The 26,688-nt window shown below is 69.2% G+C and carries 30 protein-coding genes; 26 read left to right on the forward strand and 4 right to left on the reverse strand.

The genetic code is table 11. The features are described from left to right. Positions 1–32 precede the first annotated feature (32 nt). From LTT66_RS24320 to LTT66_RS24335, 4 genes are all read left to right on the forward strand, one after another. Positions 33–440, forward strand: coding sequence for a MerR family transcriptional regulator (locus LTT66_RS24320; protein WP_181720446.1), 408 nt, complete (start codon positions 33–35; stop codon positions 438–440). A 336-nt stretch (positions 441–776) separates the two neighbouring features. Beyond that, positions 777–1,673: a lysophospholipid acyltransferase family protein gene (locus tag LTT66_RS24325; RefSeq protein ID WP_233060798.1), complete on the forward strand. Its 897-nt coding sequence runs from the start codon at positions 777–779 to the stop codon at positions 1,671–1,673. Positions 1,674–2,395: 722 nt separating this feature from the next. After that, a complete protein-coding gene (locus tag LTT66_RS24330; RefSeq protein WP_233060799.1) occupies positions 2,396–3,541 on the forward strand; it encodes an acyl-CoA dehydrogenase family protein in 1,146 nt (381 codons plus the stop codon). Between the two features lie 284 nt (positions 3,542–3,825). Further along, complete coding sequence (locus tag LTT66_RS24335; protein ID WP_233060800.1) at positions 3,826–4,752, forward strand: alpha/beta hydrolase fold domain-containing protein; 927 nt, start codon at positions 3,826–3,828, stop codon at positions 4,750–4,752. 57 nt (positions 4,753–4,809) lie between these two features. On the opposite strand, the gene LTT66_RS24340 is transcribed toward LTT66_RS24335, so the two are convergent. Both LTT66_RS24340 and LTT66_RS24345 read right to left on the reverse strand, forming a co-directional pair. Then, a complete protein-coding gene (locus tag LTT66_RS24340) occupies positions 4,810–6,285 on the reverse strand; it encodes a sensor histidine kinase (RefSeq protein WP_233060801.1) in 1,476 nt (491 codons plus the stop codon). Further along, the gene (locus tag LTT66_RS24345; protein WP_233060802.1) at positions 6,278–6,955 is read right to left on the reverse strand and encodes a response regulator; all 678 of its coding nucleotides are present in this window, start codon (positions 6,953–6,955) and stop codon (positions 6,278–6,280) included. Before LTT66_RS24345 ends, LTT66_RS24340 begins: the two co-directional genes overlap by 8 nt. Positions 6,956–7,072: 117 nt before the next feature. On the opposite strand from LTT66_RS24345, the gene LTT66_RS24350 reads away from it, so the two are divergent. The 19 genes from LTT66_RS24350 to LTT66_RS24435 all read left to right on the forward strand — a co-directional run bounded on the left by LTT66_RS24350 (position 7,073) and on the right by LTT66_RS24435 (position 23,446). After that, a complete protein-coding gene (locus LTT66_RS24350) occupies positions 7,073–7,447 on the forward strand; it encodes a PepSY domain-containing protein (protein ID WP_233060803.1) in 375 nt (124 codons plus the stop codon). Positions 7,448–7,696: 249 nt separating this feature from the next. After that, positions 7,697–8,071: a hydrogenase maturation nickel metallochaperone HypA gene (hypA, locus tag LTT66_RS24355; protein WP_181720439.1), complete on the forward strand. Its 375-nt coding sequence runs from the start codon at positions 7,697–7,699 to the stop codon at positions 8,069–8,071. Then, on the forward strand, positions 8,029–8,889 hold the full coding sequence (gene hypB, locus LTT66_RS24360) for a hydrogenase nickel incorporation protein HypB (RefSeq protein ID WP_233060804.1): 861 nt from the start codon (positions 8,029–8,031) through the stop codon (positions 8,887–8,889). The genes hypA and hypB overlap by 43 nt, the downstream gene beginning before the upstream one ends. Before the next feature lie 94 nt (positions 8,890–8,983). Then, on the forward strand, positions 8,984–10,039 hold the full coding sequence (locus tag LTT66_RS24365) for an NADH-quinone oxidoreductase subunit B family protein (RefSeq protein ID WP_195064403.1): 1,056 nt from the start codon (positions 8,984–8,986) through the stop codon (positions 10,037–10,039). A gap of 11 nt (positions 10,040–10,050) precedes the next feature. Continuing rightward, positions 10,051–11,847: a nickel-dependent hydrogenase large subunit gene (locus LTT66_RS24370; protein ID WP_233060805.1), complete on the forward strand. Its 1,797-nt coding sequence runs from the start codon at positions 10,051–10,053 to the stop codon at positions 11,845–11,847. A 32-nt stretch (positions 11,848–11,879) separates the two neighbouring features. Further along, entirely contained in the window at positions 11,880–12,794 is a 915-nt protein-coding gene (locus LTT66_RS24375; protein WP_408638868.1) for a NifU family protein, read from the forward strand. Then, positions 12,791–13,426 carry a DUF5947 family protein gene (locus tag LTT66_RS24380; RefSeq protein WP_233060807.1) on the forward strand — a complete coding sequence of 212 codons (636 nt, stop codon included), beginning with the start codon at positions 12,791–12,793 and terminating at the stop codon, positions 13,424–13,426. The genes LTT66_RS24375 and LTT66_RS24380 overlap by 4 nt, the downstream gene beginning before the upstream one ends. Then, positions 13,423–14,070, forward strand: coding sequence for a DUF6084 family protein (locus LTT66_RS24385; RefSeq protein ID WP_233060808.1), 648 nt, complete (start codon positions 13,423–13,425; stop codon positions 14,068–14,070). The genes LTT66_RS24380 and LTT66_RS24385 overlap by 4 nt, the downstream gene beginning before the upstream one ends. Beyond that, positions 14,067–15,398: a hypothetical protein gene (locus tag LTT66_RS24390; RefSeq protein WP_233060809.1), complete on the forward strand. Its 1,332-nt coding sequence runs from the start codon at positions 14,067–14,069 to the stop codon at positions 15,396–15,398. Before LTT66_RS24385 ends, LTT66_RS24390 begins: the two co-directional genes overlap by 4 nt. 13 nt (positions 15,399–15,411) lie before the next feature. Beyond that, positions 15,412–15,531, forward strand: coding sequence for a DUF6893 family small protein (locus LTT66_RS37485; protein WP_086006670.1), 120 nt, complete (start codon positions 15,412–15,414; stop codon positions 15,529–15,531). A 22-nt stretch (positions 15,532–15,553) separates the two neighbouring features. Then, positions 15,554–15,871, forward strand: coding sequence for a hypothetical protein (locus LTT66_RS24395; RefSeq protein WP_181720432.1), 318 nt, complete (start codon positions 15,554–15,556; stop codon positions 15,869–15,871). Positions 15,872–15,884: 13 nt separating this feature from the next. Continuing rightward, positions 15,885–16,391, forward strand: coding sequence for a hydrogenase maturation protease (locus tag LTT66_RS24400; protein ID WP_233060810.1), 507 nt, complete (start codon positions 15,885–15,887; stop codon positions 16,389–16,391). A 3-nt stretch (positions 16,392–16,394) separates the two neighbouring features. Beyond that, positions 16,395–16,637: a HypC/HybG/HupF family hydrogenase formation chaperone gene (locus tag LTT66_RS24405; RefSeq protein ID WP_043694640.1), complete on the forward strand. Its 243-nt coding sequence runs from the start codon at positions 16,395–16,397 to the stop codon at positions 16,635–16,637. Further along, on the forward strand, positions 16,634–19,015 hold the full coding sequence (locus LTT66_RS24410; protein WP_233060811.1) for a carbamoyltransferase HypF: 2,382 nt from the start codon (positions 16,634–16,636) through the stop codon (positions 19,013–19,015). The genes LTT66_RS24405 and LTT66_RS24410 overlap by 4 nt, the downstream gene beginning before the upstream one ends. A gap of 16 nt (positions 19,016–19,031) precedes the next feature. Further along, positions 19,032–19,358 carry a HypC/HybG/HupF family hydrogenase formation chaperone gene (locus LTT66_RS24415; RefSeq protein ID WP_043694637.1) on the forward strand — a complete coding sequence of 109 codons (327 nt, stop codon included), beginning with the start codon at positions 19,032–19,034 and terminating at the stop codon, positions 19,356–19,358. Next, positions 19,355–20,467 (forward strand): hydrogenase formation protein HypD, encoded by a 1,113-nt coding sequence (gene hypD, locus LTT66_RS24420; RefSeq protein WP_233060812.1) that lies wholly within the window; start codon positions 19,355–19,357, stop codon positions 20,465–20,467. Before LTT66_RS24415 ends, hypD begins: the two co-directional genes overlap by 4 nt. Continuing rightward, complete coding sequence (gene hypE, locus LTT66_RS24425; protein WP_233060813.1) at positions 20,460–21,536, forward strand: hydrogenase expression/formation protein HypE; 1,077 nt, start codon at positions 20,460–20,462, stop codon at positions 21,534–21,536. The genes hypD and hypE overlap by 8 nt, the downstream gene beginning before the upstream one ends. A 96-nt stretch (positions 21,537–21,632) precedes the next feature. Further along, positions 21,633–22,700, forward strand: a complete 1,068-nt coding sequence (gene nicT / locus LTT66_RS24430; RefSeq protein ID WP_233069382.1) for a Nickel transporter NicT — start codon at positions 21,633–21,635, stop codon at positions 22,698–22,700. After that, positions 22,700–23,446 carry a DUF6390 family protein gene (locus tag LTT66_RS24435; RefSeq protein ID WP_233060814.1) on the forward strand — a complete coding sequence of 249 codons (747 nt, stop codon included), beginning with the start codon at positions 22,700–22,702 and terminating at the stop codon, positions 23,444–23,446. The genes nicT and LTT66_RS24435 overlap by 1 nt, the downstream gene beginning before the upstream one ends. 172 nt (positions 23,447–23,618) lie before the next feature. Here LTT66_RS24435 and LTT66_RS24440 read toward each other — a convergent pair whose 3' ends face one another. Beyond that, positions 23,619–23,972, reverse strand: coding sequence for a hypothetical protein (locus LTT66_RS24440; RefSeq protein WP_233060815.1), 354 nt, complete (start codon positions 23,970–23,972; stop codon positions 23,619–23,621). A 169-nt stretch (positions 23,973–24,141) separates the two neighbouring features. Here LTT66_RS24440 and LTT66_RS24445 point away from each other — a divergent pair, with 169 nt between their 5' ends. Then, positions 24,142–24,651: a DUF2231 domain-containing protein gene (locus tag LTT66_RS24445; RefSeq protein WP_233060816.1), complete on the forward strand. Its 510-nt coding sequence runs from the start codon at positions 24,142–24,144 to the stop codon at positions 24,649–24,651. A 28-nt stretch (positions 24,652–24,679) separates the two neighbouring features. Then, a complete protein-coding gene (locus tag LTT66_RS24450; protein ID WP_233060817.1) occupies positions 24,680–25,129 on the forward strand; it encodes a hypothetical protein in 450 nt (149 codons plus the stop codon). Positions 25,130–25,201: 72 nt separating this feature from the next. Here the strand turns inward: LTT66_RS24450 and lexA are convergent, their stop codons facing one another. Further along, positions 25,202–25,930, reverse strand: a complete 729-nt coding sequence (gene lexA / locus LTT66_RS24455) for a transcriptional repressor LexA (protein WP_408638671.1) — start codon at positions 25,928–25,930, stop codon at positions 25,202–25,204. A 276-nt stretch (positions 25,931–26,206) separates the two neighbouring features. On the opposite strand from lexA, the gene LTT66_RS24460 reads away from it, so the two are divergent. Continuing rightward, positions 26,207–26,674 (forward strand): hypothetical protein, encoded by a 468-nt coding sequence (locus LTT66_RS24460; protein ID WP_233060818.1) that lies wholly within the window; start codon positions 26,207–26,209, stop codon positions 26,672–26,674. Positions 26,675–26,688 lie beyond the last annotated feature (14 nt).

Genomic DNA, 26,688 nt, shown 5'->3' on the forward strand with positions numbered 1-26,688 from the left:
TGATACCGGTGTGAAGGTCAAGCGAGGTTTCGATGCGGATCGGGGAACTGGGTCGTCGGACGGGCGTCAATGCCCATCAGTTGCGCTACTACGAAGCCCAAGGATTGCTGGAGGCCGACCGCGGCGCGAACGGTTACCGCGAGTACGACGAGGGGGCGGTGCTGCGGGTGCAGCAGATCCGGCACCTGCTCGGTGCCGGTCTCTCCTCGGAGGACATCGCGTACCTGCTGCCCTGCGCGGTCGGGGAGGCCCCGGAGCTGCTCGGGTGTCCCGAGTTGCTGGCCGCGATGCGGTCGCGGCTGCGGCGCCTGGACGAGCAGATGGACAGGCTCGCCCGATCCCGGGACGCTCTCGCCGACTACATCGAGGCAGCCGAGCGAACGGGCAGGAAGAGCTATCCACCCTTCGGTGACGCCGACCTGGAGCCGGTCCCCGCCTGAACAGCCGGGCGCGACCTACGGCCCCGGGCATGTGTGCTCGCCGTCCTACAGGACGAGAACGGCGGCAAGGCCCCTTGAAGAGGCAGCGCGAATCGGGCTGGCGGGGCGCGTCGCTACCCGGTGCGGTGTGGGCGTGCTCACAGCGCATCCGCGTGCCACGGACGGTGTCGCTGCCCGAGCAGGGCGGTGACGTGCTGGTTCGCGGCAGGCTTGCCGAGGCGCCGAGCGATCCGGTCGAACGACCGGACCGGGCGTGTCGCGGTGTGCCGGGCACATCCGGTGCGACGCAGTCGATTTCGTTGCGCTATCGTCATCGAATCGACACCAGGAGGGTTCATGTCGGACGCCCGCTCCGATTCCCGCACTCGGCGCTCCGGCGCCGCGAACAGCGCCGATCCGGTGCTCACCGACGGTGCGCCGCTGTCGGTTTCGCTGACCGACACCGATCTGCGGCTGATCGACACCCTGCTCGCGCCGCTGCGCGCGTGGACCAGCCCGCGCTTCTACGGCTTGGAGAACATCCCGGCCGACGGCCCGGTGCTGCTGGTCGGTAACCACAACCTGCTGGGCGGCATCGACGCGCCGATGCTGCTGCCCGAGGTGCTGCGCCGCCGTGGCCGCCTGATCCGCGGTCTCGCCGAGAACGTGCTCATCAACGTTCCCGGCGTGCGTCACCTGCTGCACCACTACGGTGCGGTGCGCGGGACCAGGTCCAATTGCCTGGCGCTGCTGCGGCGCGGCGAGGCCGTGATGGTGTTCCCCGGCGGCGGCCGGGAGGCGGTCCGCCGCAAGAACGAGAAGTACCTGCTGAAGTGGGAAGGCCGCAGCGGCTTCGCGCGCATGGCCATCGAGGCGGGCGCGCCCATCGTCCCGGTCGCGATGATCGGCGTGGACGACGCGTACGACATCGTGGTGGACGGCGACCATCCGATCCTGCGACCGCTGCGCTGGACCGTGCAAGCGCTCGGGCTCAGCTCCGACCTCACCCCGCCGCTCATCCGCGGCGTCGGCCCCACCGTCATCCCGCGTCCGGAACGCTTCTATTTCTCCGCGGGCGCGCCCATCGACCCGGCGCCGTGGCGCAATGCCGATGACATGCACGCCGCCGCGACGGAGTTCCGCGATGTGGTGCGCAAGGCGCTCGAAGAGGAAATGAACTTCCTCTTCGCCGAACGGGCGCGCGACGAAGGGCGCACCTTGGTCGGCCGCGTGCGCGGCTGGCTGAAGCGCTGACTGTTCCGGCGCTTTCCGGCCGCCGGGAGGGCCGGGTCCTGGCCGACGCTCGTGGCTTCGACGATCAGCGATCCGATCCAGCGTCGTAGACGGAAGAGATCGGGCCGATGCGGCCCGCCGCGGCTGACCACGTTCGCGGCAGCGGTGACGACAGCCGGGTCGGCGGTGCGGGAATGGCATACCGTGATGCCATCACCGTCGTCGTGGAAGCGGCGATGGTTCGCATCCGGCGCGGCAGACGCGCGGTGCGCCGAGCGACAGCCCGGTCGCTGAGGCCGTGTTCCGCGCGCTCGATGGCGTGGTCGGCGCAGCCGGCGCACTCGGCGTCGATCAGCCGAGGGGCGAGTCGCCTGCTTACCGGCCGGATGCCATCGCCGCCGAATCGATGGACCCTGCCTCGGTGCTCGGTGCTCGGTGCTCGGTGCTCGGTGCTCGGTGCTCGGTGCTCGGTGCTCGGTGCTCGGTGCTCGGTGCTCGGTGGGCGGCCTGGTTCCCGCCCGCGATTCGGCGGGCTCCCGGCTCGGTGATCGCGTGCCGACCCTGGCCGGCCGGGAGTCTCGCCCGTTTGCCGGGAATCTCGCCCGCTGATCTCGACCCGATACGCCGCTCCTGGTGAGACCATGATTATGGCCCCAGAAGTGAACAGGGATTCTCCTTCCGGGTACGGTATGGGCAACGACTGGTCGGTGTGGATCGGCCGGTGTGGTCACTAGGAGGTTGGCGTGGAACGCACACTGTTCGAACCCGAACACGAACTGTTCCGGGAGTCGTTCCGCAAGTTTCTCGATCAGCACGTCGCGCCGAACCACGCGAAGTGGGAGGACCAGGGCATCGTCGACCGTGAGGTCTGGCTGGAGGCGGGCAAGCAGGGCTTCCTCGGCATGGCCATGCCGGAGCAGTACGGCGGCGGCGGGGTGCAGGATTTCCGCTACAACGCCATCGTCTCGGAGGAGTCGGTGCGCGGCCAGTACTCCGGCCTCGGCTTCACGCTGCACAACGATGTGATCGCGCCTTATCTGCTCGAGCTGGCCAACGAGGAGCAGAAACAGCGCTGGTTGCCCGGCTTCTGTTCCGGCGAGATCATCACCGCGATCGCCATGACCGAACCGGGCACCGGTTCGGATCTGCAGGGCATCAAGACGCGCGCGGTGCGCGACGGGGACGATTGGATCCTCAACGGCGCCAAGACCTTCATCACCAACGGCATCAACTCCGACATCGTGATCGTGGTGGCGCAGACCGACCCGGAGAAGGGCGCTATGGGCTTCAGCCTGTTCGTGGTCGAGCGCGGCATGCCCGGCTTCGAACGGGGCCGCAACCTGGACAAGATCGGTCTCAAAGCCCAGGACACCGCGGAGCTGAGCTTCAACGACGTGCGCGTGCCCGGCAAGAACCTGCTCGGCACGGAGGGGATGGGCTTCATCCATCTCATGCACAATCTGCCGCAGGAACGGCTCTCGATCGCGGTCATGGCCGCGGCGGCGATGGAGTCCTGCTTGGACATGACCATCCAGTACGTGCGCGATCGCAAGGCGTTCGGCAAGCCGATCGGCGCACTGCAGAACACCCGCTTCGTGCTCGCCGAACTGGCCACCAAGACCACCGCGGTGCGCCTGATGGTGGACAAGTTCATCGAGCTGCTCAACGAGGGCAAGCTCAGCGCCGAGGAAGCCGCCATGGCCAAGTGGTGGAGCACCGAGGAACAGCTCGACCTGATCAACCGCTGCCTGCAGCTGCACGGCGGATACGGGTACATGAAGGAGTATCCGATCGCCAAGGCCTACATGGACGCGCGCATCCAGACCATCTACGGCGGCACCACGGAGATCATGAAGGAGATCGTCGGGCGCAGCCTGAAACTCTCCTGACCGCAGGCGCTTTCCGCTCGGGCCGACAGCCGGTCGTGCCGCGTCGTCGGCCTGGGTGGTGAGCATCGCGTGTTGCCGAGTGCCGCGGTGGAGATTCGGCTGCCCGGTGCCGAGTCGCCGCGAGCACGTCCACGGGACCGGTCTCAGCGGCACCACTGCGCAGTGCGGCCGGTCGCCGGATAGGGCCGACATGCGGCAGCACTTGCGGTAACTTGCGACAGTATCGCCTCCTGAGGTGCGGGAGGACTCGACGGCCGTCGAGTGCCCGGAGCAGAGGAGACGGGGTGCCGAGCTTCGCCAACCAGTTCGTGCGTGGTTATCTGAGAGCGACGCGCGCCAATCGCGTGTTCGTCGACGCCGACGCCGCACGTGCACGCGTCCTCGAGGTGAGCGTTCGGCCCCGGAATTACGCTCCGCCGCGCCGACTGCGTGCGGATGTGGCGATCGCGGTGGATCGCCGCGGCGGCTGGCCGGTCTATACCCTCACTCCGCGCGGGCGCCGAGCCCAGGGAAACGTGGTGTACGCCCACGGCGGCGGTTGGGTGCACGAGATCGCGCCGCAGCACTGGGCACTGTGCGCGGCCATCGCCGCGGAAGCCGGTGCGGCCGTGACGGTGCCGATATACCCGCTGGTTCCGTTCGGGACGGCCGGGCAGGCGGTCCAGGGATTCGTGGACCTGGTGCTCGCCGACCGGGATACGTATGGAAACATCTGCCTGGCAGGGGATTCGGCGGGTGGGCAGATCGCGCTGTCGGCCGCGGTGGTCCTGCGCGACGACCATAGCGTGCGTCTGCCCGGTACCGTGCTGATTGCGCCCGCCCTGGACCTCTCGCTGAGCAATCCCGAGATAGCGGTCGTGCAGCCACGCGATCCGTGGCTGGGCGTGGCCGGGACCCGGGTGTTCATCGAGCACTGGCGAGGAGACCTCGAGATCGCCGATCCACGGGTCAGTCCGCTCACCGCGGACCTGCGCGGGCTGGGGCCGCTGACGATCTTCTGCGGCACCGACGACATCGTGCATCCGGATACCCGCCTGCTGGTCGACGCGGCGCGCGGCGCCGGAGTCGCGGTCGATTACCACGAGGGCGCCGGCCTGCCGCACGTCTATCCACTCACGCCCACTCCCGAAGGGCGGGCCGCGCGCCGGGTCGTCATCGACAGGCTGCGCAGTGCCCTCGCCGATCGAACGAGCGCTGAAACCGGTGAATAGCGGCTGCGGTCAGCCGTTCGGAACTCGACTTCGCCGGAACGGTCACCGGACTCCGGTTCACGCACCGGCCACGGGCAGGGATACCACGAAGCAGGCGCCGCCGGGCGCGCCATCGGTGACGCGGATGGTGCCCCCGTGCCGTTCGACGACGTCACGGACGATTGCCAAGCCGAGACCCGCACCGCCCTCGTCGCGGGTGCGCGCGTCGTCCAGTCGGACGAATCGCTGGAAGATGCGGTCGCGATCGGTGTGCGGCACCCCCGGGCCGTCGTCGGCGACCGACAGCACCACCCGCCCGTCGGCGCCGCGCTCCACGGCGACGCGCACGGTGCTCGCGGCATGCCGCTGCGCGTTGTCGACGAGGTTGCCCAGGACGCGGGCGAGTTGGGTCCGGCTTCCGGTGACCGCCGCGGTCTGCTCCGGAACCGCGACCTGCACGGCGACCCGGTCGCCGACGCGGTGCTCCAGTTCCTCGTGCACCAGGGCGGCCAGGTCCACGCGATCCGGCCGCGGTTGCTCGCCCGCGTCGAGCCGGGCCAGGAGCAACAGGTCGGCCGCGAGATGCTCCAGCCGGATGGTGTCGACGATCAGCCCGTCCAGTTCCAGCAGTTTCGGGTGCGCCTGGGCGACTTCGAGTTGCGTGCGCAGACTCGCGATGGGGCTGCGCAATTCGTGTGCGGCGTCGGCGACGAACCGGCGCTGGCGTTCCGCGGATTCCTCCAGCGCGGCGAGCGTGGCGTTCGTGGTGCTCGCCAGCCGGGCGATCTCGTCGCGTGAGCCCGGTTCGGGGACGCGCCGGGACAGATCGCCGTCCATGATCTCGGCGAGCTGCCTGCGGATCGCCTCCACCGGGCGCAGCGCGCGCCGGGTGACCAGCCAGGTCACCGCGGCCACCACGGCGAGCAGCGGCGTCAGGCCGATCAGCATCGCCTGCCGTGCGTCGGCCACCGCGCTGTCGGCGGTCTCCAGGGAGGAGCCCGCATAGACGGTGGCGGGCTGTCCGCCGGCGACGGTTACCGCGAGCGCGGCCACCCGGTAAGGGTGTGGTCCGTCTTCCTGCTCCACCGTCAGCCGTATGTCGCGGAATTCGACTTCGGCCGTCGCGGGCGTCGCGGCCGACGAAGGGGAGTTCTCGTCGTCCGCCTCGTCTTCGTCGTCTTCTTCCTCGTCGTCTTCGTCCTCTTCGTCATCGCGAGCTTTCGAGTGCGGCCCGAAGTCGGCCATCGGTGGTTTCCCCGCGAGGTCGTCGGCGGCTGCCAGGACCCGGCGGTCGGCCGAAACGATCTGCACCGGTTGGCTTTCGGCATCGGGAAACGTCAAACGCCCGAGTTCGGCGCCTGCCGCGAGTTGGGTCGCCACGTCGCGCGCTGTGGTCTCCGCCTGTAGTTCGGCGCTCTCCACCAGGTTGTGGCGCAGCACCGCCAGCACCGCCAGCCCGGCGGCCGTGAGCGCCACCGCGACCACCACGGTCGCCGCCACCGTGGTGCGCGCGCGTACCGAACGCCACCAGGCCTTCCGCTCGCGCTCAGCCACGGTCGGCTGCCAGCCGGTAGCCCGCGCCGCGGACGGTGGTGATCGATCGACGCCCGAACGGCGCGTCGATCTTGCGCCGCAACGTGCTGATGTAGACCTCGACGATGTTCGGATCACCGTCGTAGGCGAAGTCCCAGACATGGTGCAGGATATCGGCTTTGGACACCACTTCACCGGCACGGACGGCCAGGTGCTCGAGGACGGCGAACTCCTTGGCGGTCAACGTGACCTCCTGCGCGCCGCGGCGGCAGGTGCGGGTGCCCGGGTCCACGACCAGGTCGCCGACGCGCAGAACCCGTGCGCCGCCGCGGGTTCTGCGGCGTAGCAGGGCGCGAATGCGGGCCAGCAGCACCAAGTAGGAGAACGGCTTGCTGAGGTAGTCGTCGGCTCCGGTGTCCAGGCCCTCGGCCTCGTCGTATTCGCCGTCTTTCGCGGTCAGCATGAGCACGGGCGTTTCGTGGCCCGCGGCGCGCAGCGCGGCGCAGACCCGGTAGCCGTTCATCCCGGGCAGCATGATGTCGAGGATGATCAAGTCGTAGTCGGTGGTGGTCGCCAGATGCAGGCCCTCGGCGCCGTCGTGCACCACATCCACGGCAAATCCCTCGGCGGACAACCCTTTTGCCAGCGTGAGAGCCAGACGTTTCTCGTCCTCCACGATCAGCAGACGCATCCACCAAGAGTGGCAGAAGGATCCTGAAACCGTCTTCAGGTGGCTTCAGCTCGCCTTCAGCCGGTGTCCGCCACAGTGGACGCATTCGAGATCAGCACTCCCGCAGGAGGTTTCCCCATGAACACCGTCTTCCGCCGCGCCTACGCCGGTCTCCGCTGGCTCCTCGTCGGCACGGCCGTCGCGGCCGCGGTCGTCGGTTCGAGTGTTGTCCTGGCTGCCGTGGCCACCGGAGGCCCGGAGGATCACACCGTCGCCTTCCGCTCGCTCGCCGGGGACTGGTCGCTGGTGGCCGACACCGGGATCAGCAGGCAGCAGGCCATCGACAAGGCGGTGGCGTCCGTGCCCGGCGGGCGGGTCTTGTCCACCGAGTTCGATATCGATCATGGCACCCCGGTGTGGGAGGTCGAGCTGGGCACGCCAGAGGGGGCCGAGTACGACGTGACGATCGACGCGAACAGCGGCGAGGTACGCACCGTCGCCGACCACGACTGAGCGGTGCGCGCAGCCGCGGCCACGCACGTGTGACAAGTGGGCGAGCGGGTAAGCCACGAGATGTTTGCTGTCGGCCGGGCCGGGATCCGGAGGGAGATCTCGGTCGCGGGTTCGCCCGCACCGAGGCTCCGCCAGTCCCCTGGGAGTAACGGCCCGCTGTCGTGTTCACGGAGCACCGGAGATTTCCCCCGCGGCTGGTTTGCCCGGGAGTAGCCTCAAAGTTGTCCGCTCGACGGAATCGAGGTCGCGATGCACGAGATGGCCATCACGCAGAGTGTCGTCGACGCGGTCTGCGAGCACGCGGAGGGCCGGCGGGTGCACGCGGTCACCGTCGAGGTCGGCGCGCTGTGCGCGGTCGTGCCCGACGCCATGCGATTCTGTTTCGAAGTCGCGACCGAGACCACCGTCGCCGAAGGCGCGGAACTGATCCTGGTGGAGATTCCGGGCGTCGCGGCGTGCCGGACCTGCGGCGCCGAATTCCGGCTGCCGGACCCGATCCTGCTGTGTCCCTGCGGCAGCGCCGACGTCGAGATCCGCTCCGGGCGCGAGCTGCGTATCCGATCCATGGAGGTGAGTGAGGCATGTGCGCAACCTGCGGCTGCGGCGACGACGCCGCCGCGCTGATTCGCATCCCGCACGACCACCAGCACGCCGACGGGCACGACCACGCCCATCCGGCCGAGCATCAGCACGAGCACCACCACCCGCACGAGCACGCGCACGGCCCGGATGCCGACCACGTCCACCCGCCCGCCACCGAGACGGTCAGTCTGGAACTGAAGGTCCTGGCCAAGAACGACGATCTGGCGCAGCGCAACCGAGCCTGGCTGGCCGAGCGCGACATCCTCGCGCTGAACATGACCAGCTCGCCGGGGGCGGGCAAGACCACGCTGCTGGAACGCACCATCCGCGAATCCGGCCGCACCCCGATCGCGGTGATCGAGGGTGACCAGGCCACCTTGCTGGACGCCGAGCGGATCAAGGCCACCGGGTGCCGCGTCGTGCAGGTCAACACCGGCGCGGGATGTCATCTGGACGCCGAGATGACCTACCGCGCGCTGGAGGCGCTCGATCCAGCGCCGGGCACCCTGCTGTTCGTCGAGAACGTCGGAAACCTGGTCTGCCCGGCCCTGTTCGACCTGGGGGAGCGGCAGAAGGTGGTGGTCGTCTCGGTGACCGAGGGAACCGACAAACCGCTGAAGTATCCGCACATGTTCCAGGCGGCGGGACTGGTGCTGGTGAACAAGATCGATCTGCTGCCCTATGTCGATTTCGACATGGACCGATGCCGGGAATACATCCATTCGATACATCCCGGCGTCGAGGTCCTACCGCTGTCCGTCAGCAGCGGTGCAGGCCTGTCTACCTGGTACGACTGGCTGGCCGAGCAGCGTCGCGCGGCCGGTCCGGCGGCTCTTGAGGATGCTGCCGGGCGCGCTTAAAGTGAAGTGATCAGGATCACATTCACGGGGTGACCCCTTCTTCGAGAAAGGTGAGATCCGGCCCCCGGTGGTCCGCTGCGGAAGGTGGCGACATATGCCCACTCAGGAAGCAGTACGAGCCGAAGAGACGCTGATCCACGTTCTCTGGATCAACGCGGGACTCAGTTGTGACGGTGACTCGGTCGCCTTGACGGCGGCCACTCAGCCGAGCATCGAAGAAATCGCCCTCGGTTCCCTCCCTGGTCTGCCGAAGATCGCCGTGCACTGGCCGCTCATCGACTTCGAGTGCGGCCCGAACGGCGGCGCCGACGATTTCCTGGAGTGGTTCTTCAAGGCCGACCGCGGGGAGCTCGAACCGTTCGTGCTCGTGGTCGAGGGCTCGATCCCGAACGAACAACTCAAGGAAGAGGGCTACTGGTGCGGTTTCGGCAACAACCCCGCCACCGGTCAGCCCATGACGACCAGCGAATGGCTGGACCGGCTCGCGCCCAAGGCCACCGCCATCGTGGCGGCGGGCACCTGCGCGACCTACGGCGGCATCCATGCCATGGCGGGCAACCCGACCGGTGCGATGGGCGTACCGGACTATCTCGGTTGGACTTGGAAGAGCAAAGCGGGCATCCCGATCGTCTGCGTGCCCGGCTGCCCGATCCAGCCCGACAACCTGTCGGAGACGCTGACCTATCTGCTCTACATGGCCACCGGGCAGGCGCCGATGATCCCGCTCGACGAAGCGTTGCGGCCCAAGTGGCTGTTCGGCGCGACCGTGCACGAGGGTTGCGACCGTGCGGGCTACTACGAGCAGGGTGAGTTCGCCACCGAGTACGGCTCGCCGAAGTGCATTGTCAAACTCGGCTGCTGGGGTCCGGTCGTCAAATGCAACGTGCCCAAGCGTGGCTGGATCAACGGCTTGGGCGGCTGCCCGAACGTCGGCGGCATCTGCATCGGCTGCACCATGCCGGGATTCCCGGACAAGTTCATGCCGTTCATGGACGAACCGCCCGGCGGGAAGTTCTCGTCCACCGCATCGGGGCTCTACGGATCGGTGATCCGCAGTCTCCGTCACATCACCGGACGCACGGTCGACAAGGAGCCGCACTGGCGGCACCGGGGCCAGAAGCTGGAGACCGGCGCGACCCGCACCTGGTAGGAGGATCTCTGATGACACAGATCATCCCGGAGCCGTCGCACCGAACGATCGAGCCCGACCGTCTCGTCGAGATGGCGTGGGACCCGATCACTCGCATCGTCGGCAGCCTCGGCATCTACACCAAGATCGACTTCGAGAATCGCGAAGTGGTCGAGTGCCACAGCACCTCGTCCATCTTCCGCGGCTACTCGATCTTCATGAAGGGCAAGGATCCGCGCGACGCGCACTTCATCACCAGCCGCATCTGCGGCATCTGCGGCGACAACCACGCCACCTGTTCCTGCTACTGCCAGAACATGGCCTACGGCGTGCGGCCGCCGCACCTGGGCGAGTGGGTGGTCAACCTTGGCGAGGCCGCGGAGTACATGTTCGACCACAACATCTTCCAGGAGAACCTGGTCGGCGTGGACTACTGCGAGAAGATGGTCGCCGAGACCAACCCTGGCGTGCTGTCCAGGGCGGAGAACACCGAGGCGCCGCACGCCGGCGAGCACGGGTATCGCACCGTGGCCGACATCATGCGGGCGCTCAACCCGTTCACCGGTGAGTTCTACCGGGAGGCGCTGCAGGTCAGCCGGGTCACCCGGGAGATGTTCTGCCTGATGGAAGGCAGGCACGTCCACCCGTCCACGCTGTATCCCGGCGGCCCCGGCACGGTCGCGACGATCCAGTTGATGACCGACTACATGTCCCGGCTGATGCGCTACGTGGAGTTCATGAAGAAGGTCGTGCCGATGCACGACGACCTGTTCGACTTCTTCTACGAGGCGTTGCCGGGCTACGAGAAAGTCGGCCTGCGGCGCACGCTGCTCGGCTGCTGGGGCTCCTTCCAGGACCCCGAAGTCTGCAACTTCGAGTACAAGGACATGGAGGACTGGGGTCGCAAGATGTTCGTCACCCCGGGTGTCGTGGTCGACGGCAAGCTGCTGACCACCTCCCTGGTCGACATCAACCTGGGCCTGCGCATCCTGCTGGGCAGCTCGTACTACGAGGACTGGACCGATCAGGAGATGTTCGTCCAGACCGATCCGCTGGGCAACCCGGTGGACCGGCGCCACCCCTGGAACCAGCACACCAACCCGCGGCCGCAGAAGCGCGACCTGGACGAGAAGTACAGCTGGGTGATGTCGCCGCGCTGGTTCGACGGCACCGACCACCTCGCCCTGGACACCGGCGGCGGCCCGCTGGCCCGGCTGTGGACCACGGCACTGGCCAACCTGATCGACATCGGGTACGTGAAGGCCACCGGGAACAGCGTGCAGATCAACCTGCCCAAGACCGCCCTCAAAGGCCCGGTCACGCTGGAGTGGAAGATCCCGGCGCACGGCAGCAACACCCTAGAGCGCAACCGCGCGCGCACCTATTTTCAGGCGTACGCGGCGGCGTGCGCGCTGCACTTCGCGGAGAAGGCGATGGCGGAGATCCGGGCCGGCCACACCAAGACCTGGGAGAAATTCGAGGTCCCCGAAGAAGGCATCGGCTGCGGCTTCACCGAGGCGGTGCGCGGCGTGCTGTCGCATCACATGGTGATCCGGGACGGCAAGATCGCGAACTACCACCCGTATCCGCCGACGCCGTGGAACGCCAGCCCGCGCGACAGCTTCGGCACGCCGGGACCCTACGAGGACGCGGTGCAGGGCCAGCCGATCTTCGAGGAGAACGACCGCGAGCACTTCAAGGGCATCGACATCATGCGCACCGTGCGCAGTTTCGATCCGTGCCTGCCCTGTGGCGTGCACATGTACCTCGGCAAGGGAAAGACGCTGGAGAAACTGCACTCACCGACGCAGACGCTCACACCCGAGTGAGTCCGCGTCGGGCGAAACGACCGGAGGTGACGGTGGAGGATCGCCCGCACGACCAGGACGACGCAACGCTCGGTGAATCCCGGTGGCGCGAAGCCGGCGATCGCATCGAGACCTTGCTCGAGGCGAGTTCGGCGGGCGGTGCGCTCGCCCGCGAGCGCACCGAGCAACTGGTGCGCGAACTCGTCGAGCTCTACGGCGCGGGACTGACCCGTGTGGTCGGGCTGCTCGACGCCGAGGCGGTCGAGCAGCTGGCCCGTGACGATCTGGTCGCGAGTCTGCTGCTCGTGCACGGCTTGCACCCGCACGACGTGGACGCCCGGGTGCGGAACGCGCTGGACAGCGTGCGCCCGTACCTGGGCTCGCACGGCGGCGACGTGCACCTGGTCGACATCGTCGACGGCGTGGTCCGCTTGGAGCTGGCGGGCAGTTGCAAGAGCTGCCCGTCGTCGTCGGTGACGCTCGAGCTGGCCGTGGAGGACGCCGTGCGGGCCGCGGCGCCGGAGATCGAGTCCATCGAAGTCGTCGCCGCGCAGACGGAGTCGGCGGGGGTGATCTCCGCCGACTCGCTGTTCTCGCGCGTGCACGCGGAGGACCGCCGCCCCGGTAATTGGGTGGCGGTCCCCGAGCTGGCCGAGTTGAGCGCGGGTGAGGTCGGCGGGTTCGACGTCGCCGGGCTGACCGTGCTGGCCTGCCGGGTCGGTGAAGAGCTGTACGCCTACCGGGACCACTGCCCGGGATGCGACCGCTCCCTCGCGGGTGCGGTGCTGGAGCGCCGCGTGGGATTCCCGGTCGGTGACGCGGTACTGCGGTGCCCGACCTGCCGGGCGCACTACGACGTCGTGCACGCGGGCGCCCGGGTCGACGGCGAAGGGCACCTCGAGCCGCTTCCGGTGCTCGTGCGTTCCGGCGAACTGTCGGTGGCGGTGCCGGTGGGGGTGCACGGGTGAGCACGCCGTTCCGCGCGTTGCAACGGATCGCCGCCGATCGCGGGCCGCAGGCCCGCCCCGGCGAACGGTGTGAGATGTGCGCGGAGCCGATCGCCGACGAGCACCAGCACGTCGTGAACGTCGAAGGCAGGCAGCTGATGTGCGTGTGCCGCGGCTGCTATCTGCTGTTCGTCGACCAGAACGCCCAGCTGCGCTATCGAGCGGTGCCGGATCGGTATCTCGCGTTCCCCGATTTCACGATCAGCCAAGCGGAATGGGACGCCCTGGAGATCCCGGTGAGCCTGGCGTTCTTCTTCCGCAACTCCGCGTTGAACCGGACCGTGGCGTTCTATCCCGGGCCGGCGGGCGCGACGGAATCGGAACTGCCGCTGGAGCAGTGGAACGCGATCCTGCGGCGGCATCCGGAGCTGGACGTCCTCGCCCCCGACGTGGAGGCACTGCTGATCCGGGTGCCCGATCGCCGGACCGAGCGCGCGGGTTGCCTGCTGCTGCCGATCGACGCCTGTTACGAGTTCGTCGGCCGGATGCGGCTGCTGTGGCGCGGGTTCGACGGCGGTCAGGACGTGCGGCGATATCTCGAGCAGTTCTTCGCCGAGACGTCGGCGCGCGCGACCTCCGGTGGTGCGGCATGAGTCCGGTGTACTCGACGACGTTCGCGGTGCTCGAGATGAAACCCGAGCCGTACGCGGTCGCGCCGATCCTGTCCGCACGCGTCGGCATCGCCGCGCTCGCGGAGGAACCCGTGCACGCCATCGCCCTGCGCGCGCAGGTACGCATCGAGCCGTTCCGCCGGGGCTACTCCGACGAGGAGGGCGCGGGGCTGGCCGACCTGTTCGGCCCGCGCGAGCGGTGGCACGAGACCCAGCGTTCGTTCCTCTGGATGCATTGCGCCACCATGGTTCCGGGTTTCACCGGTGGCGCCGAAGTGGACCTGCCGATGCCGTGCACCTACGACTTCGAGGTGACCGGATCGAAGTACCTGCACGCGTTGCGCGAGGGCGTGGTTCCGCTGCTGTTCCTGTTCAGCGGGACGGTCTTCATCCGAGGCAGTTCGGGATTCGCCGTTCAGCAGATTCCGTGGGACCGCGAGGACAAGTTCGACATGCCGGTCTCGGTCTGGCAGGACCTGGTAGCCGCGCACTTCCCCAATTCCGGGTGGGTGCGCCTGCACAGCGACACTCTGCGGGCGCTCGCCGCCTACAAATCCGGCCACGGCCTGCTCGGCTTCGACGACGCGGTGACCCGGCTGCTGACCAGCTCCGAGGAGGCGTCGTGACCTCCGCCGAATCCCGCGCCCGCGCTCGTGCCGTAGCCGACGCGGTGCTCTACGAGGGCTACTTGCTCTACCCCTACCGAGCCGACGCACGGAAAAACCAGTCGCGATGGCAGTTCGGTGTGCTGGGGCCGGAGGGGGCCGCCGCGGCAGGACTCGGCGAGGAATCGATACTCTCCGCGCAGTGCCTGCTCGATCCGGGCGAGAACCCCCAGCTCACCCTGACCGTCCGGTTCCTCCAGTTGCAGCGCCGCCAAGTGGTGAACGCCGACGGTACGCCCGTCGCGGAACTGACCGATGGCGAGCGGTCGTGGCTGTCCTGGGACGAGGCGGTCGAACGGGAGGTCGTCGTCGGCCCGGTCACGCCCGGGCGTCACGTCCGGCCGCTGGACATCCCCGGCGGCGCGGACACCGAGGAGATCGCCACCGCGTCCGCCCCCGCCGACGGCGGCGCCTTCGTGCGGACCCGGCTCCCGCTGGCGGGCGAACTCGAACTCGCGTCCGACCGGGACGACGGCTTCCTACGGCTGACCGTCGTCCTGCGCAACGTGGGCAGGCCCGCGGCCGACGCGCGCGACGCCATCGCCCGCTCGCTGATCGGCGCGCACGTCATCGCGGAGGTCACCGGCGGTGAGTTCGTCTCGCTGCTGGAGCCGCCGCCCGGCGCGGTGGCCGCGGCCGCCCGCTGCGACCGGTACCGGTGCTTCCCGGTGCTCGCCGGTCCGCCCGGCGACTACAGCATGCTGCTGATCTCGCCGATCATCCTCTACGACCACCCGGAGATCGCCGAGCAGAGCGAAGGCGCGCTGTTCGACTCCACCGAGATCGACGAGATCCTCACGCTGCGGGTGCTGACGATGACCGACGCGGAGAAGGCGCAGGCGCGGGCCACCGATCCGCGCGCGGCGGAGATCATCGACCGCTGCGAGGCCATGACGCCCGACGCGATGCGGCAGTTGCACGGTGTCCTGCGCGACCCGCACGCCGATCGCCCCCGGGTGATTCCGGAGATCCCCGAGGGCATCGATTGGTGGGACCCGCTCGCCGACACCGCCGTCCGCCCGGACGCCGACGCGGTGCCGGTCGCGGGCGTACTGGTGCGCAAGGGCAGCCATGTCCTGCTGCATCCGGCGCGGCGGGCCGACGCCCAGGATCTGTTCTTCGACGGCCGCCGCGCCCGGGTCGTCTCGGTCCACGCCGACGTGGACGGGCATGCGCACGTCGGGGTCGTGCTCGACGACGACCCGGCGGCCGAACTGCACGAATGGTACGGCCGCTACCTGTATTTCGCACCCGACGAACTGGAGCCGCTCGACGGCCCCGAGAAGTGAAAGGAAGTCCGCTATGGAAACCGTAGGAGTGGTCTCGACGACTGTCGTCGCCGTGCTGGTGGCGGCGGGGCTGTATCTCGGGGTGCGGTCGATACCGGATCTCCGGCGATACCTGAAGATCCGGCACATGTAGCGGCCGACCGGAAAGGAACATCATGGCTGAGCATCGTGAAGAGCCGCAGTCGGCGCGGGGCGCGCCGGGTTCGCGCGACACCGGCGCCGGCGTAGCGGCCGGAGGACCGGCGGAACGCAAGCCCGGGGATATCGGTCACGAGGAAATGACCTCGGCGCACTCCGAAGACGCCAAGAAGGAGACCGACTTCACGTCGCAGGCCCCGCCCGGCACCGAATCGGCGGCGCCGCCCTACGGCGAGCGCAAGCAGACCGCCAACCCTCCCGGCGAGACGGCGACCGGAAAGGTCGACGACGCGCGGGTGGGCGGCGCGACGACGCCCACCGAGAAAGAGGGCTGAGCCCACGGCCGCGGTGCTGATCGCCGGGATCGGCAACATCTTCCTCGGCGACGACGGATTCGGACCCGAGGTGGTGTGGCGGTTGCCACGCCACCCCGGTCCCGGCGTGCGCGTCGAGGACTACGGCATCCGCGGCATGCACCTCGCCTACGACCTGCTCGACTCCTGGGACGCCTTGGTGCTGGTCGACGCGGTGCCCGGCCGCGGCGCGCCCGGCCGGGTCGAGGTGTTCCGCGCCGAGGTGGAGGACACCGGCGCCGCGCGACTCGACGCGCACGCGATGAGCCCGGACGCCGTCTTCGCCGGGGTGCGCGCACTGGGTGGCGTGCTGCCGCCCACCGTGGTGATCGGCTGTCAGGTCGCCTGCGTGGACGAAGGCATCGGCCTGTCCGAGCCGGTCGCCGCGGCAGTGGACGAGGCGGTCGCCGCTGTCGGCGGTGTGCTCGCCGACTTACTGCACGCCGCCGCCGCACCGGCTGCCGCGCCGCTTCCACCGACCACAGCGCGACAGGAGGACTGACCGATGTGTCTCGGCATCCCCGGACGGGTGGTGGAGATCCCCGACGGCTACCACGAGCAGATCGCGCTGGTCGACGTGTCCGGCGAGCAGCGGAAGGTGAACATCGGCCTGCTCGACGAGGATCCGGCGCGACCGGGGGACTGGGTGATCATCCACATGGGCTTCGCGGTGGAGAAGACCGATGAGGCGGGCGCCGCGGCGGCGCTGGACGGACTGCGGCTGCTGCAACGCGGAGACCTGCCGTGACCACCGAGCGGCTGCGGCGGCGGCTCCTGGTGCGCGGCGTGGTCCAAGGAGTCGGGTTCCGCCCGTTCGTCTACACCACCGCCGCGGAACTGGCCCTGTCCGGCTGCGTGAGCAACGACAGCAGCGGAGTCGTCATCGAAATAGAGGGCGCGCCAACGGGTCTGGACGAGTTCGCCGAGCGGCTGCGCCTGCGGCCGCCTCCGCTGGCGGTGGTCGAATCGGTCGAGCAGGCCGACATCCCGGTGCGGGGCGGCACCGGATTCCACATCGCGGACACTACGCGCGACGGCGGCGGCCGCACACTGGCCTCACCCGACGTCGCGATCTGTGCGGACTGCGAACGCGAGTTGCGCGATCCCGGCGATCGCCGCTATCGCCATCCGTTCGTGAACTGCACCAACTGCGGTCCGCGTTTCACCATCATCGCGAGCCTGCCCTACGACCGCGAGCGAACGTCGATGGCCGACTTCGCGATGTGCGACCGGTGCGCCAGGGAGTACGCCGATCCCGCCGACCGGCGCTTCCACGCCCAGCCGATCGCCTGCCCCGACTGCGGTCCCACGCTCGCGTATACCGGTCCGGACGCCGGTACGCCGCTGACGGCCGCGCGGCGACTGCTGCGCTCGGGCGGGATCCTGGCGGTCAAAGGCATCGGCGGATACCACCTCGCGTGTGACGCCACCAACGAGTCGGCCGTCGCGGAGCTGCGCAGGCGCAAACGCCGCGGCGACAAGCCGTTCGCCGTGATGGTCCCGGATCTCGCCGCGGCGCAGGCGATCGTCGCCGTCGACGCCGCCGCCGCGACGCTGCTGACCGGCCCGGCTCGGCCGATAGTGCTGCTCGCCCGCCGGGTCGCGCCGGGAGAGGCCCGGTCGGCCGTCGGCTCAGGCGGCGTCACCGCTGGACCGGGCGCAGGTGCGGCTTCACCGAACGCCTTGCCAGAAGGCGACACTGCCGAATCGCATCCGGTTCCGGCCCCATCGGTGGCGCCCGGCAACCCGGATCTGGGCGTGCTGATCGCCTACACCCCGCTGCACCTGCTGCTGTTCGGCCTGCCCGGCGATCCGCCCGGCCCGCAGGTACTGGTGATGACCTCGGGCAATCTCGGTGGCGAGCCGATCTGCTATCAGGACGACGACGCCCGGACCCGCCTGGCGGGGCTCGCCGACGGCTGGCTGTCGCACAACCGGCGCATCCTGGTGCCCTGCGACGACTCGGTGGTGCGCTCGCTCGACGGCCGCGAACTGCCCGTGCGGCGCTCGCGCGGTTACGCGCCGCTGCCGCTGCTGCTGCCGGTTCCGCTGCCACCGACCCTCGCCGTCGGCGCCGACCTCAAGAACACTTGCGCGATGGCCGAGGGCCGCTACGCCTGGCTGAGCCAGCACATCGGCGACATGGACGACCTGGCGACGCTGCACTCCTTCGACGCCGCCCAGCGGCACCTCGGAGAACTCACCGGCGTACGCCCGGAGCAGCTGGTCGCCGACGCACACCCCGGCTACCGCTCCACCGCATGGGCGCGCCGGAACGCGGGCCGACGCGCCGTGTACACCGTCCAGCACCACCACGCGCACATCGCCTCTGTCATGGGCGAGCACGGGCTCGGCGCCACCGAACAGGTGGTCGGGATCGCCTTCGACGGCACCGGGTTCGGGCCGGACGGCGCGGTGTGGGGCGGCGAGGTCCTGCTGGCGGGCTACAAGGGCTACCGGCGTCTGGCGCACCTGAAGTACGTGCCGCTTGCGGGCGGCGATCTCGCGGTGCGCAGGCCCTATCGCATGGCGCTGGCGCATCTGCAAGCGGCCGGGCTCGGCTGGGACGAGGACATTCCCGCGGTCGCCGCGTGCCCGCCCGCCGAGCGATCGGTGCTGGCCCACCAGTTCCGGACCGGACTGGGCTGCGCACCCACGTCGAGCATGGGCCGGCTGTTCGACGCGGTGTCGTCGCTGTGCGGCGTCCGCCACGTGGTCGATTACGAAGCGCAGGCGGCGATCGAATTGGAGGGACTTTCCCGCGCCGGCGCGGAAGGCGCCACCGCCTACCGGTTCCCACTGGCGGACGGCGATCCGGCCGTGATCGATCCCGCGCCGGTACTGGCGGCCGTGGTGGCCGACGTTCGCGCCGGCGCGCCCGCATCGGTGGTGGGCGCCCGGTTCCACGCGGCGCTCGCCCGGTTGGTGCTCGACCTCGCGGTCCGCTACGCCGCCCCGGCGACGGTCGTCGCGCTGTCCGGCGGGGTCTTCCAGAACGCCCTGCTGCTCGCGCGATCGTGTGCGCTGCTGCGCGACAACGGGTTCACCGTGATCACCCACCGCCGACTGCCGCCCAACGACGGCGGCCTCGCGTTCGGGCAACTCCTCGCGTGCAGCGAGGGATGAGCGAAGGAGAGCAACGATGTGTCTTGCGGTACCAGGCAAAGTGCTCAGCCTGCACGAGCGGGACGGCACGCTGATGTCGGTCGTCGACTTCGGCGGCGTGCACAAGGACGTGTGCCTGCAGTACATCCCGGACGCGGCGGTCGGTGACTACGTCGTGGTCCACGTCGGCTTCGCGATCCAGCGGCTGGACGAGGACTCCGCGCTGCGGACCCTGGCCGAGTTCGAGCACCTCGGCGTACTGAACGAGGAATTCGGCGACGGCTTCGAGATCGCCGCCAAGCAGGCGGGTGTCGACAACCCCGCCGCGCAGCCAGCACGTGAGCAACCGGAGGCGACGTCATGAAGTACCTGGACGAATTCAGCAACCCCGAGCTGGCCCAGCGCCTGCTCGATCGGATCCGCGCCACGACCAGCCGCCGCTGGTCGATCATGGAAGTCTGCGGCGGCCAAACCCATTCGATCATCCGCCACGGCATCGACCAGCTGCTGCCCGACCAGATCGAGATGATCCACGGCCCCGGCTGCCCGGTCTGCGTCACCCCGCTCGAGGTGATCGACAAGGCGCTGGAGATCGCCGCGCAGCCGGGCGTGATCTTCTGCTCCTTCGGCGACATGCTGCGCGTGCCCGGCAGCTCGAAGGACCTGTTCCGGGTCAAGAGCGAGGGCGGTGACGTGCGGGTCGTCTACTCTCCGCTGGACGCGCTCGAGTTGGCCAGGGCGAATCCCGATCGGGAAGTCGTGTTCTTCGGCATCGGTTTCGAGACCACCGCTCCGGCCAACGCCATGACGGTGTATCAGGCTCAGCGGCTCGGCATCCGGAACTTCTCGCTGCTGGTGTCGCACGTGCTGGTCCCGCCCGCGATCGCCGCGATCATGGAGTCGCCGACCTGCCGCGTGCAAGGTTTCCTCGCGGCCGGACATGTCTGCACCGTCATGGGCACCGAGGAGTATCCGCCGCTGGCCGAGCAGTACCGGGTGCCGATGGTGGTCACCGGGTTCGAGCCGCTGGACATTCTGGAGGGCATCCGCCGCACCGTGCTGCAACTGGAGTCGGGCAGGCACGAGCTGGAGAACGCGTACCCGCGCGCGGTGTCCGCGGCGGGCAATCCCGCGGCGAAAGCCATGCTGCAAGACGTCTTCGAGGTCACCGACCGGGCCTGGCGCGGCATCGGCGTGATCCCGCGCAGCGGCTGGCGGCTGTCGGATCGCTATCGCGAGTTCGACGCCGAACACCGTTTCGCCGTGGGCGACATGCACACCGCCGAGTCGACGATCTGCCGCTCCGGCGAGGTGCTGCAGGGGTTGATCAAACCGAACGAGTGCGCCGCCTTCGGCAAGCAGTGCACGCCGCGTAACCCGCTCGGCGCCACCATGGTGTCGTCCGAGGGCGCGTGCGCCGCCTATTACCTGTACCGGCGCCTCGACCTGCCCGCGGAGGTGGCTCATGCGTGAGGAAGGCGCCGCCCCCGCGACGATCGACGTGGAGGGCTGGGTCTGCCCGATGCCGCTGCGGGATTCGCCGAACATCGTGATGGGTCACGGCGGCGGCGGCGCGATGTCCGGCGAGCTGATCGAGCATTTGTTCCTGCCCGCGTTCGGCTCGGCCGCCACCGCGGATCTGACCGACTCCGCGGTCGTCACGCTCGACGGTGCGCGCTTGGCGTTCTCCACCGATTCGTTCGTGGTCAAGCCGATCGTGTTCCCCGGAGGCACGATCGGCGAACTCGCGGTCAACGGCACGGTGAACGACCTGGCCATGTCCGGTGCGCGCCCGATGGTGCTGTCCACCGCGTTCATTCTGGAGGAGGGCACCGCGCTGGCCGACATCGCGCGGATCGCGCAGGCGGTCGGCACCGCCGCTCTGGCGGCGGAGGTCCGGCTGGTCACCGGCGACACGAAGGTCGTCGACGCCGGGCACGGCGACGGGATCTATATCAACACGGCAGGAATCGGTGTGGTCGGCCCCGGCGTGGACATCCGGCCGCAGCGCGCCAGGCCGGGCGACGTCGTGCTGGTCAGCGGCGACATCGGCGTGCACGGTGTCGCGGTGCTCAGCTGCCGCGAGGGCCTGGAGTTCGGCACCACCGTGCTCAGCGACACCGCGCCGCTGCACGGTCTGGTCGCGGCGATGCTCGCGACCGGCGCCGACGTGCACGTGCTGCGCGATCCCACCCGCGGCGGCGTCGCGGCCTCGCTCAACGAGATCGCCCGCGCCGCGGATGTCGGGGTGGCGCTGGACGAGCGGCAGCTCCCGGTGCCCGACGGGGTGCGCGACGCGTGCGGACTGCTCGGCCTGGACCCGATGTACGTGGCCAACGAGGGAAAGTTGCTGGCGTTCGTCCCGCCCGAGGACGCCGACCGTGTGCTCGCGGCGATGCGGGAACACCCGCTGGGCGCGCAGGCCGCTGCGATCGGCCGGTGCGTCGCCGAGCATCCCGGGATGGTGGTGGCTCGCACGGCGCTCGGCGGCACGCGCGTGGTGGACCTGCCCGCGGGCGAGCAGCTGCCGCGAATCTGCTGACGGCGGACCCGAACCGGTCCGGAGCGAGAAGGCGAGGTGGGCGTCATCGTTCGGATCGCCGATACTCCCGCGGCGCCGCGCGGCCCGCTGGCCCGGTTGGACGGGCGGCAGCGGCGCGGCGTGGCGGGAATGGCGTCGGTCGTCGTCGCGCTGCACGTCCTGGGCTGGTCGGCGCTGCTGTTGCTGGTGGTCCCCGGCGGGTATGTGGTGGACGGCGCCGTGTTCGGTGTCGGTCTCGGCGTCACGGCCTACACCCTCGGGATGCGGCACGCGTTCGACGCCGATCACATCGCCGCGATCGACAACACCACCCGCAAGCTGGTCGCGGACGGACGCAAGCCGCTGTCGGTCGGGTTCTGGTTCTCCCTCGGGCACTCCACCATCGTCTTCGCCCTCGTCGCGCTGCTGGCGTTCGGTGTCAAGGCGCTCGCGGGGAGCCTGCGCGACGAGAACTCCGGGCTGCAACGGTGGACCGGCCTGTTCGGAACCGGAATCTCGGGGACCTTCCTGCTCGCCATCGGCTTGTTGAACCTGGCCTCGTTGATCGGGATCTGGCGGGTTTTCCGCGGGATGCGCCGCGGCACCTACGACGAAGCGGCGCTGCGGCAGAAGTTGAACGACCGCGGCGCCTTGCAGCGGGTGATCGGACCGCTGACCCGGGCTGTGCGCGCACCGTGGCAGATGTATCCGGTCGGGCTGCTGTTCGGCCTCGGCTTCGACACCGTCACCGAGGTGAGCCTGCTGGTGATCGCGGGCGGCGCGGCAGCGACCGATCTGCCGTGGTACGCGATTCTGGTGCTGCCCGTGCTGTTCTCGGCCGGGATGACCCTGTTCGACGCGCTGGACGGCGCGTTCATGAACTACGCGTACGGGTGGGCGTTCGCCGGGCCGCTGCGCACCGTCTACTACAACATCGTCGTCACGGCTCTATCGGTCGCCGTGGCCCTGCTGATCGGCGCACAGGAGATGATCTCGCTGCTGGCCGACGAACTCGGCATCGCCGATGGTCCCCTGGCCTGGGTCGGCGGACTCGACCTCGGGGCGATGGGCTTCCTCATCGTCGGGCTGTTCGTGCTCACCTGGGCGGTGGCCGTCGCGGTGTGGCGATTCGGCAGGCTCGAGCAGCGGTGGACTCCTGGGCGCGCCGGCGAGAGGCCCTGCTGATGGCGGGCAGCGGAGCGGAGATGTTCGCCCGGTACGCCTACGCCCCCAATCGGCTCGGCTACTGCGGGCCGCCCGACGCGGCCGCCCTGGCAGACGGCTCGGACGAGCAGGTGCGGGCGGTGGCGCGCCGGTTCACCGGGGCATGGCCCTACCTGCAGGTGATGGCACGGATGACCGGCATCGCCGACCCGCTGGACCACCGGCTCGTCGAGTCCTACTGGCTGGGCGGTGGAATCGGCGCGGACCTGGACCCCCGTGCGTTCACCGCGGAGCTGCTCGGCCTGCTCGGCCCGGTCGCGGGCGGATATTGGACGCACCTGACCCCGCAGCTGGCCGAGGAGGCCGCGGCCAACCACTGCTTCCACGTCTTCGGCGTGTACCCGTGGTCCCGGTTGCTCCGGCACGGCAACAGCCATCCCCTGCACGTGCTCGACAGCTGCCGGATCACCTGGGCAACGGTCCTCGACCGCACCGGCGGCGAGGTCGTGCTGCGCTGTCGCGGGCTCGGCTGGGACGGCGAGCGTCTCGCGCTGTCCACGGAGACGGTGCGGTCGGTGCCGATCCGGGTGGACGGGTATGCGGCGGTGCCGGACGTGGCGGCGGGTGAGCAGGTGGCGGTGCATTGGGGGCGGCTGTGCGGGCGGCTGGACGACGCTCAGGCGAACGCTCTGGAGGCGGGGACGGTACGTCAGCTGGAGGTCACCAATCGGCGACTGGCCGCACATCGGGGTGCGGCGACCAACTGACGGCACACGAATCCGAGCTTCGGAAATTGTCTCGAACCAGACGGTTCGGCGAAATTCCGAATGCTCGTCGGTGTGTTTCGGTAACGAGTGTGCGGAGTATGATGTATATGGCTGTCGAGCCCGACCTCGAGGAGCGACGCGAGATTCGCCGATGGTTGCCAGGGCGAAAAATTCATCGCACCCAAAAATTGTTCTCGGTGATTCTCACGGCGTGTCTCAGCGTTCCCTCGATTTCGTGTCCGATGAGCCGGTTTGTGTTGCAGATCCCGCTCGAAGGGAGGTGAACTACCGTGATGGACCAGATGATGGGGATGGCACGTGAATGGTGGAATCGCATGTTCCCTGGCATGCCGATGCCGATGTTGCCCATGATGTAGTAGCTGCCCACAGCCAGGGAAAACGAATTGATGATCCGGCGGTGAGGCGAGTCGGCAACACGCTCCGACCATTCCTGGCCGAAATTCGCCTCGCGGCATCGATATCCGCCCCCGATGTGCGTGTGATGTTCGGCGCGGTGGGTACGCATTTGTCGTAATCGACCGTAATTTTTCACCATCCGCTCGCACGGGAGTGGCCCGCTATCGGGTCCCTGGCTCGGTGTGTTATCGCGGGATCGAGCGGCTCGGCAGGCCGGGACGAAATGCGGCTCGGTCGTGGTCGGCGGATGGAGTAATCGACCTCGGCGGAGGTAGGCGATGAGCGGAGATCCGCAGCAGGGAAAGCGGCCGGTGAGTGCCGTGCTGGCCGGTCCGTACGGGCATCCGTTCCATCCGATACTGGTGACCGTCCCGATCGGCGCGTGGGTCGCCAGTCTCGTGTTCGACCTCGCGTCCCGATTCGCCGACGATCCGGAATTCCTGGTCAAGGGATCGGTGTGGCTGATCGCGATCGGCGTCCTCGGTGCATCGGCCGCGGCGACGATCGGATTCCTCGATCTGCTCGCGATCCCGACCGGCACCCCTGCCTTCCGCACCGGCTTGCTACACATGACCCTCAACCTGCTGGTGACTCTCGCCTATGCTGTCGGCTTCGTGTGGCGGCAAGGCGCCGATACCCGGGTCGCGGTCGCGGCCGGACCGCTAGCGCTGTCGGTGGTAGCCCTGGGGACGTTGGGGGTCTCGGGGTATCTCGGCGGCAAACTCGCCTATCGCTATGGCGTGCGCGTCGCCGACGAAGCCACCCAGGCCGGCGGCTTCACGCACTGAATCCCTTCTCATCCGTCAGGAGGCACACATGGGCATCGCCGCGTTGATTTTCTGGTTGCTCACCGCGGGCGGCGGTTTCTTCCTGCTCGGCACGTGGATCGCCCGGGGCGGTGCGCGGCAACCGAACTCGACTCAACTGCCCGCGCCGGTCGTCTTCGGTCACTTCGCGCTCGCCGTGACCGGATTGATCGTCTGGATCGTGTACCTCTTCGTCGACACCGAATCGCTGGCGTGGGTCGCGTTCGTACTGCTGATCCCGGTCGCGCTGCTCGGATTCGCGATGCTGTTGCGCTGGATCCCCACCTACCGCGCCCGGTCCGCCGGTACAGCCGGTCCTGCTGGCACCGCCGGTACTGCTGGTACGGGCGGACCGCCGGAAGGGCACTTTCCTGTCGCCGTCGTCGCTGGCCACGGCGTACTGGCCGTGGTGACCGTCGTGCTGGTGCTCTTGACCGCACTCGGCGTCGGCGGCAGCTGATCACCCGCACCGTGACGAGCGATGGCCGCGCGGACTGCCGCGCGGCCATCGAACCATGGTCTCGCCGGAGCGTCAGATCTTGCGGATGACCGTGACGACCTTGCCCAGGATCTGCGCGTCGTTGCCGGGGATCGGCTCGAAGACCGGGTTGTGCGGCATCAGCCAGACGTCCTTGCCGGTGCGCTTGAACGTCTTCACCGTGGCCTCGCCATCGATCATCGCCGCCACGATGTCGCCGTTGTCGGCGACGTTCTGCTGCCGCACCACCACCCAGTCGCCGTCACAGATCGCCGCGTCGATCATGGACTGGCCGACGACCTTCAGCAGGAACAGCGAACCGTCGCCGACCAGTTCGCGCGGCAGCGGGAAGACGTCCTCCACGGCCTGTTCGGCCAGAATCGGGCCACCGGCGGCGATCCGGCCGAGCACCGGGACGAACGTGGGGACGGGCCGGTCGACCTCGACGGTCACCTCGCCGTCGTCCACCGCGGCCACCGGCAGGCTGGTCACCGACCGCACCACCTCGTCCAAGCCTCGGACGTCCACGGCGCGCGGCCGATTCGGGTCCCGGCGCAGATAGCCTTTGCGCTCCAGAGCGCGGAGTTGATGGGCGACCGACGAGGTGGACGTGAGGCCCACGGCGTCGCCGATCTCCCGGATGCTCGGCGGGTAGCCGCGCTCGCTCACCGAGGTGCGGATCACCTCCAGCACTCTGCGCTGACGCACGGTGAGATCCGCCCCGCTACCCGCCGCGTCGGCGCCGCTGTCGGTCTCGTCGCCCGTGTCGTCCGTGTGCCTCACCGCAACCGCCCTTTCCTGCTGTGCCAGGCGGATCCGTGCCCGGCTTGTGCCTGCATGACCTGTCCTGTCTTCGGTTCTTCGAATCTAGTCCGGTCGCGTCGCTCGATCAAACATCTGTTCGACGCATGTCGGGCGTTTCTGCTGACTTTGTCACCGGGGCGTGGTAGAAATCGAACACCAGTTCTTCGAACACATGAGCGAATGGGAACTGCACATGTGTTCGAACACGGCGTCCGGTTCGAATGGCGACGGAGCACCCACACGGAGGTTTGTCCGATGCGCACTACGCTCAGCGATAGCACCCCATCCATCGGCGCGACGGCTGCGGAACTCGATCGCGGCGTCGCCGGTCTCGACCAGGCATCGGACGATCTCGGATACGAGACCGCCCAGCTGCTGTTGCGCGGCGGTGCGCGCGCACGGGCGCTGACGCCCGCGCACCGGTCCGCGATCGATCGGCGGCCGTTCGGCGCTCGCCCCAGTGGCGGCATGGTCGACTATGGCCGTGGCGCAAGGGCTTTCACACACCGGCGCGCCCTTGGCGAACACCCGATGCGCCGGGTCGAGCAGGCTCAGATCGGTTTCGCGGCGATCGCCGTCACCGCGTTGCTCACCGCCCTCGTGGTGGTGGGTCTGATCTCCCTGGCGCATGTGCGGGCGGGTGAGTGGGGCGGTGGGCCCGGCGGGTCGGTACCGGCGATGGTGCAGGACTCCGGTGCCCCTGGGGGCGGCGATCCGCGCTGACCGACAAGGAAATC

Origin of the sequence: Nocardia gipuzkoensis (genome assembly GCF_021183645.1) — a bacterium.
Classification (GTDB): Bacteria; Actinomycetota; Actinomycetes; order Mycobacteriales; family Mycobacteriaceae; genus Nocardia; species Nocardia abscessus.

Coding starts and splice junctions, on each gene's coding strand:
- LTT66_RS24320 (WP_181720446.1), top strand. CDS start 33: ATGCGGATCGGGGAACTGGGTCGTCGGACGGGCGTCAATGCCCATCAG.
- LTT66_RS24325 (WP_233060798.1), top strand. CDS start 777: ATGTCGGACGCCCGCTCCGATTCCCGCACTCGGCGCTCCGGCGCCGCG.
- LTT66_RS24345 (WP_233060802.1), bottom strand. CDS start 6,955: ATGCGTCTGCTGATCGTGGAGGACGAGAAACGTCTGGCTCTCACGCTG.
- LTT66_RS24350 (WP_233060803.1), top strand. CDS start 7,073: ATGAACACCGTCTTCCGCCGCGCCTACGCCGGTCTCCGCTGGCTCCTC.
- hypA (WP_181720439.1), top strand. CDS start 7,697: ATGCACGAGATGGCCATCACGCAGAGTGTCGTCGACGCGGTCTGCGAG.
- hypB (WP_233060804.1), top strand. CDS start 8,029: ATGTGCGCAACCTGCGGCTGCGGCGACGACGCCGCCGCGCTGATTCGC.
- LTT66_RS24365 (WP_195064403.1), top strand. CDS start 8,984: ATGCCCACTCAGGAAGCAGTACGAGCCGAAGAGACGCTGATCCACGTT.
- LTT66_RS24370 (WP_233060805.1), top strand. CDS start 10,051: ATGACACAGATCATCCCGGAGCCGTCGCACCGAACGATCGAGCCCGAC.
- LTT66_RS24385 (WP_233060808.1), top strand. CDS start 13,423: ATGAGTCCGGTGTACTCGACGACGTTCGCGGTGCTCGAGATGAAACCC.
- LTT66_RS37485 (WP_086006670.1), top strand. CDS start 15,412: ATGGAAACCGTAGGAGTGGTCTCGACGACTGTCGTCGCCGTGCTGGTG.
- LTT66_RS24395 (WP_181720432.1), top strand. CDS start 15,554: ATGGCTGAGCATCGTGAAGAGCCGCAGTCGGCGCGGGGCGCGCCGGGT.
- LTT66_RS24405 (WP_043694640.1), top strand. CDS start 16,395: ATGTGTCTCGGCATCCCCGGACGGGTGGTGGAGATCCCCGACGGCTAC.
- LTT66_RS24415 (WP_043694637.1), top strand. CDS start 19,032: ATGTGTCTTGCGGTACCAGGCAAAGTGCTCAGCCTGCACGAGCGGGAC.
- hypD (WP_233060812.1), top strand. CDS start 19,355: ATGAAGTACCTGGACGAATTCAGCAACCCCGAGCTGGCCCAGCGCCTG.
- hypE (WP_233060813.1), top strand. CDS start 20,460: ATGCGTGAGGAAGGCGCCGCCCCCGCGACGATCGACGTGGAGGGCTGG.
- LTT66_RS24435 (WP_233060814.1), top strand. CDS start 22,700: ATGGCGGGCAGCGGAGCGGAGATGTTCGCCCGGTACGCCTACGCCCCC.
- LTT66_RS24440 (WP_233060815.1), bottom strand. CDS start 23,972: ATGCGTACCCACCGCGCCGAACATCACACGCACATCGGGGGCGGATAT.
- LTT66_RS24445 (WP_233060816.1), top strand. CDS start 24,142: ATGAGCGGAGATCCGCAGCAGGGAAAGCGGCCGGTGAGTGCCGTGCTG.
- LTT66_RS24450 (WP_233060817.1), top strand. CDS start 24,680: ATGGGCATCGCCGCGTTGATTTTCTGGTTGCTCACCGCGGGCGGCGGT.
- LTT66_RS24460 (WP_233060818.1), top strand. CDS start 26,207: ATGCGCACTACGCTCAGCGATAGCACCCCATCCATCGGCGCGACGGCT.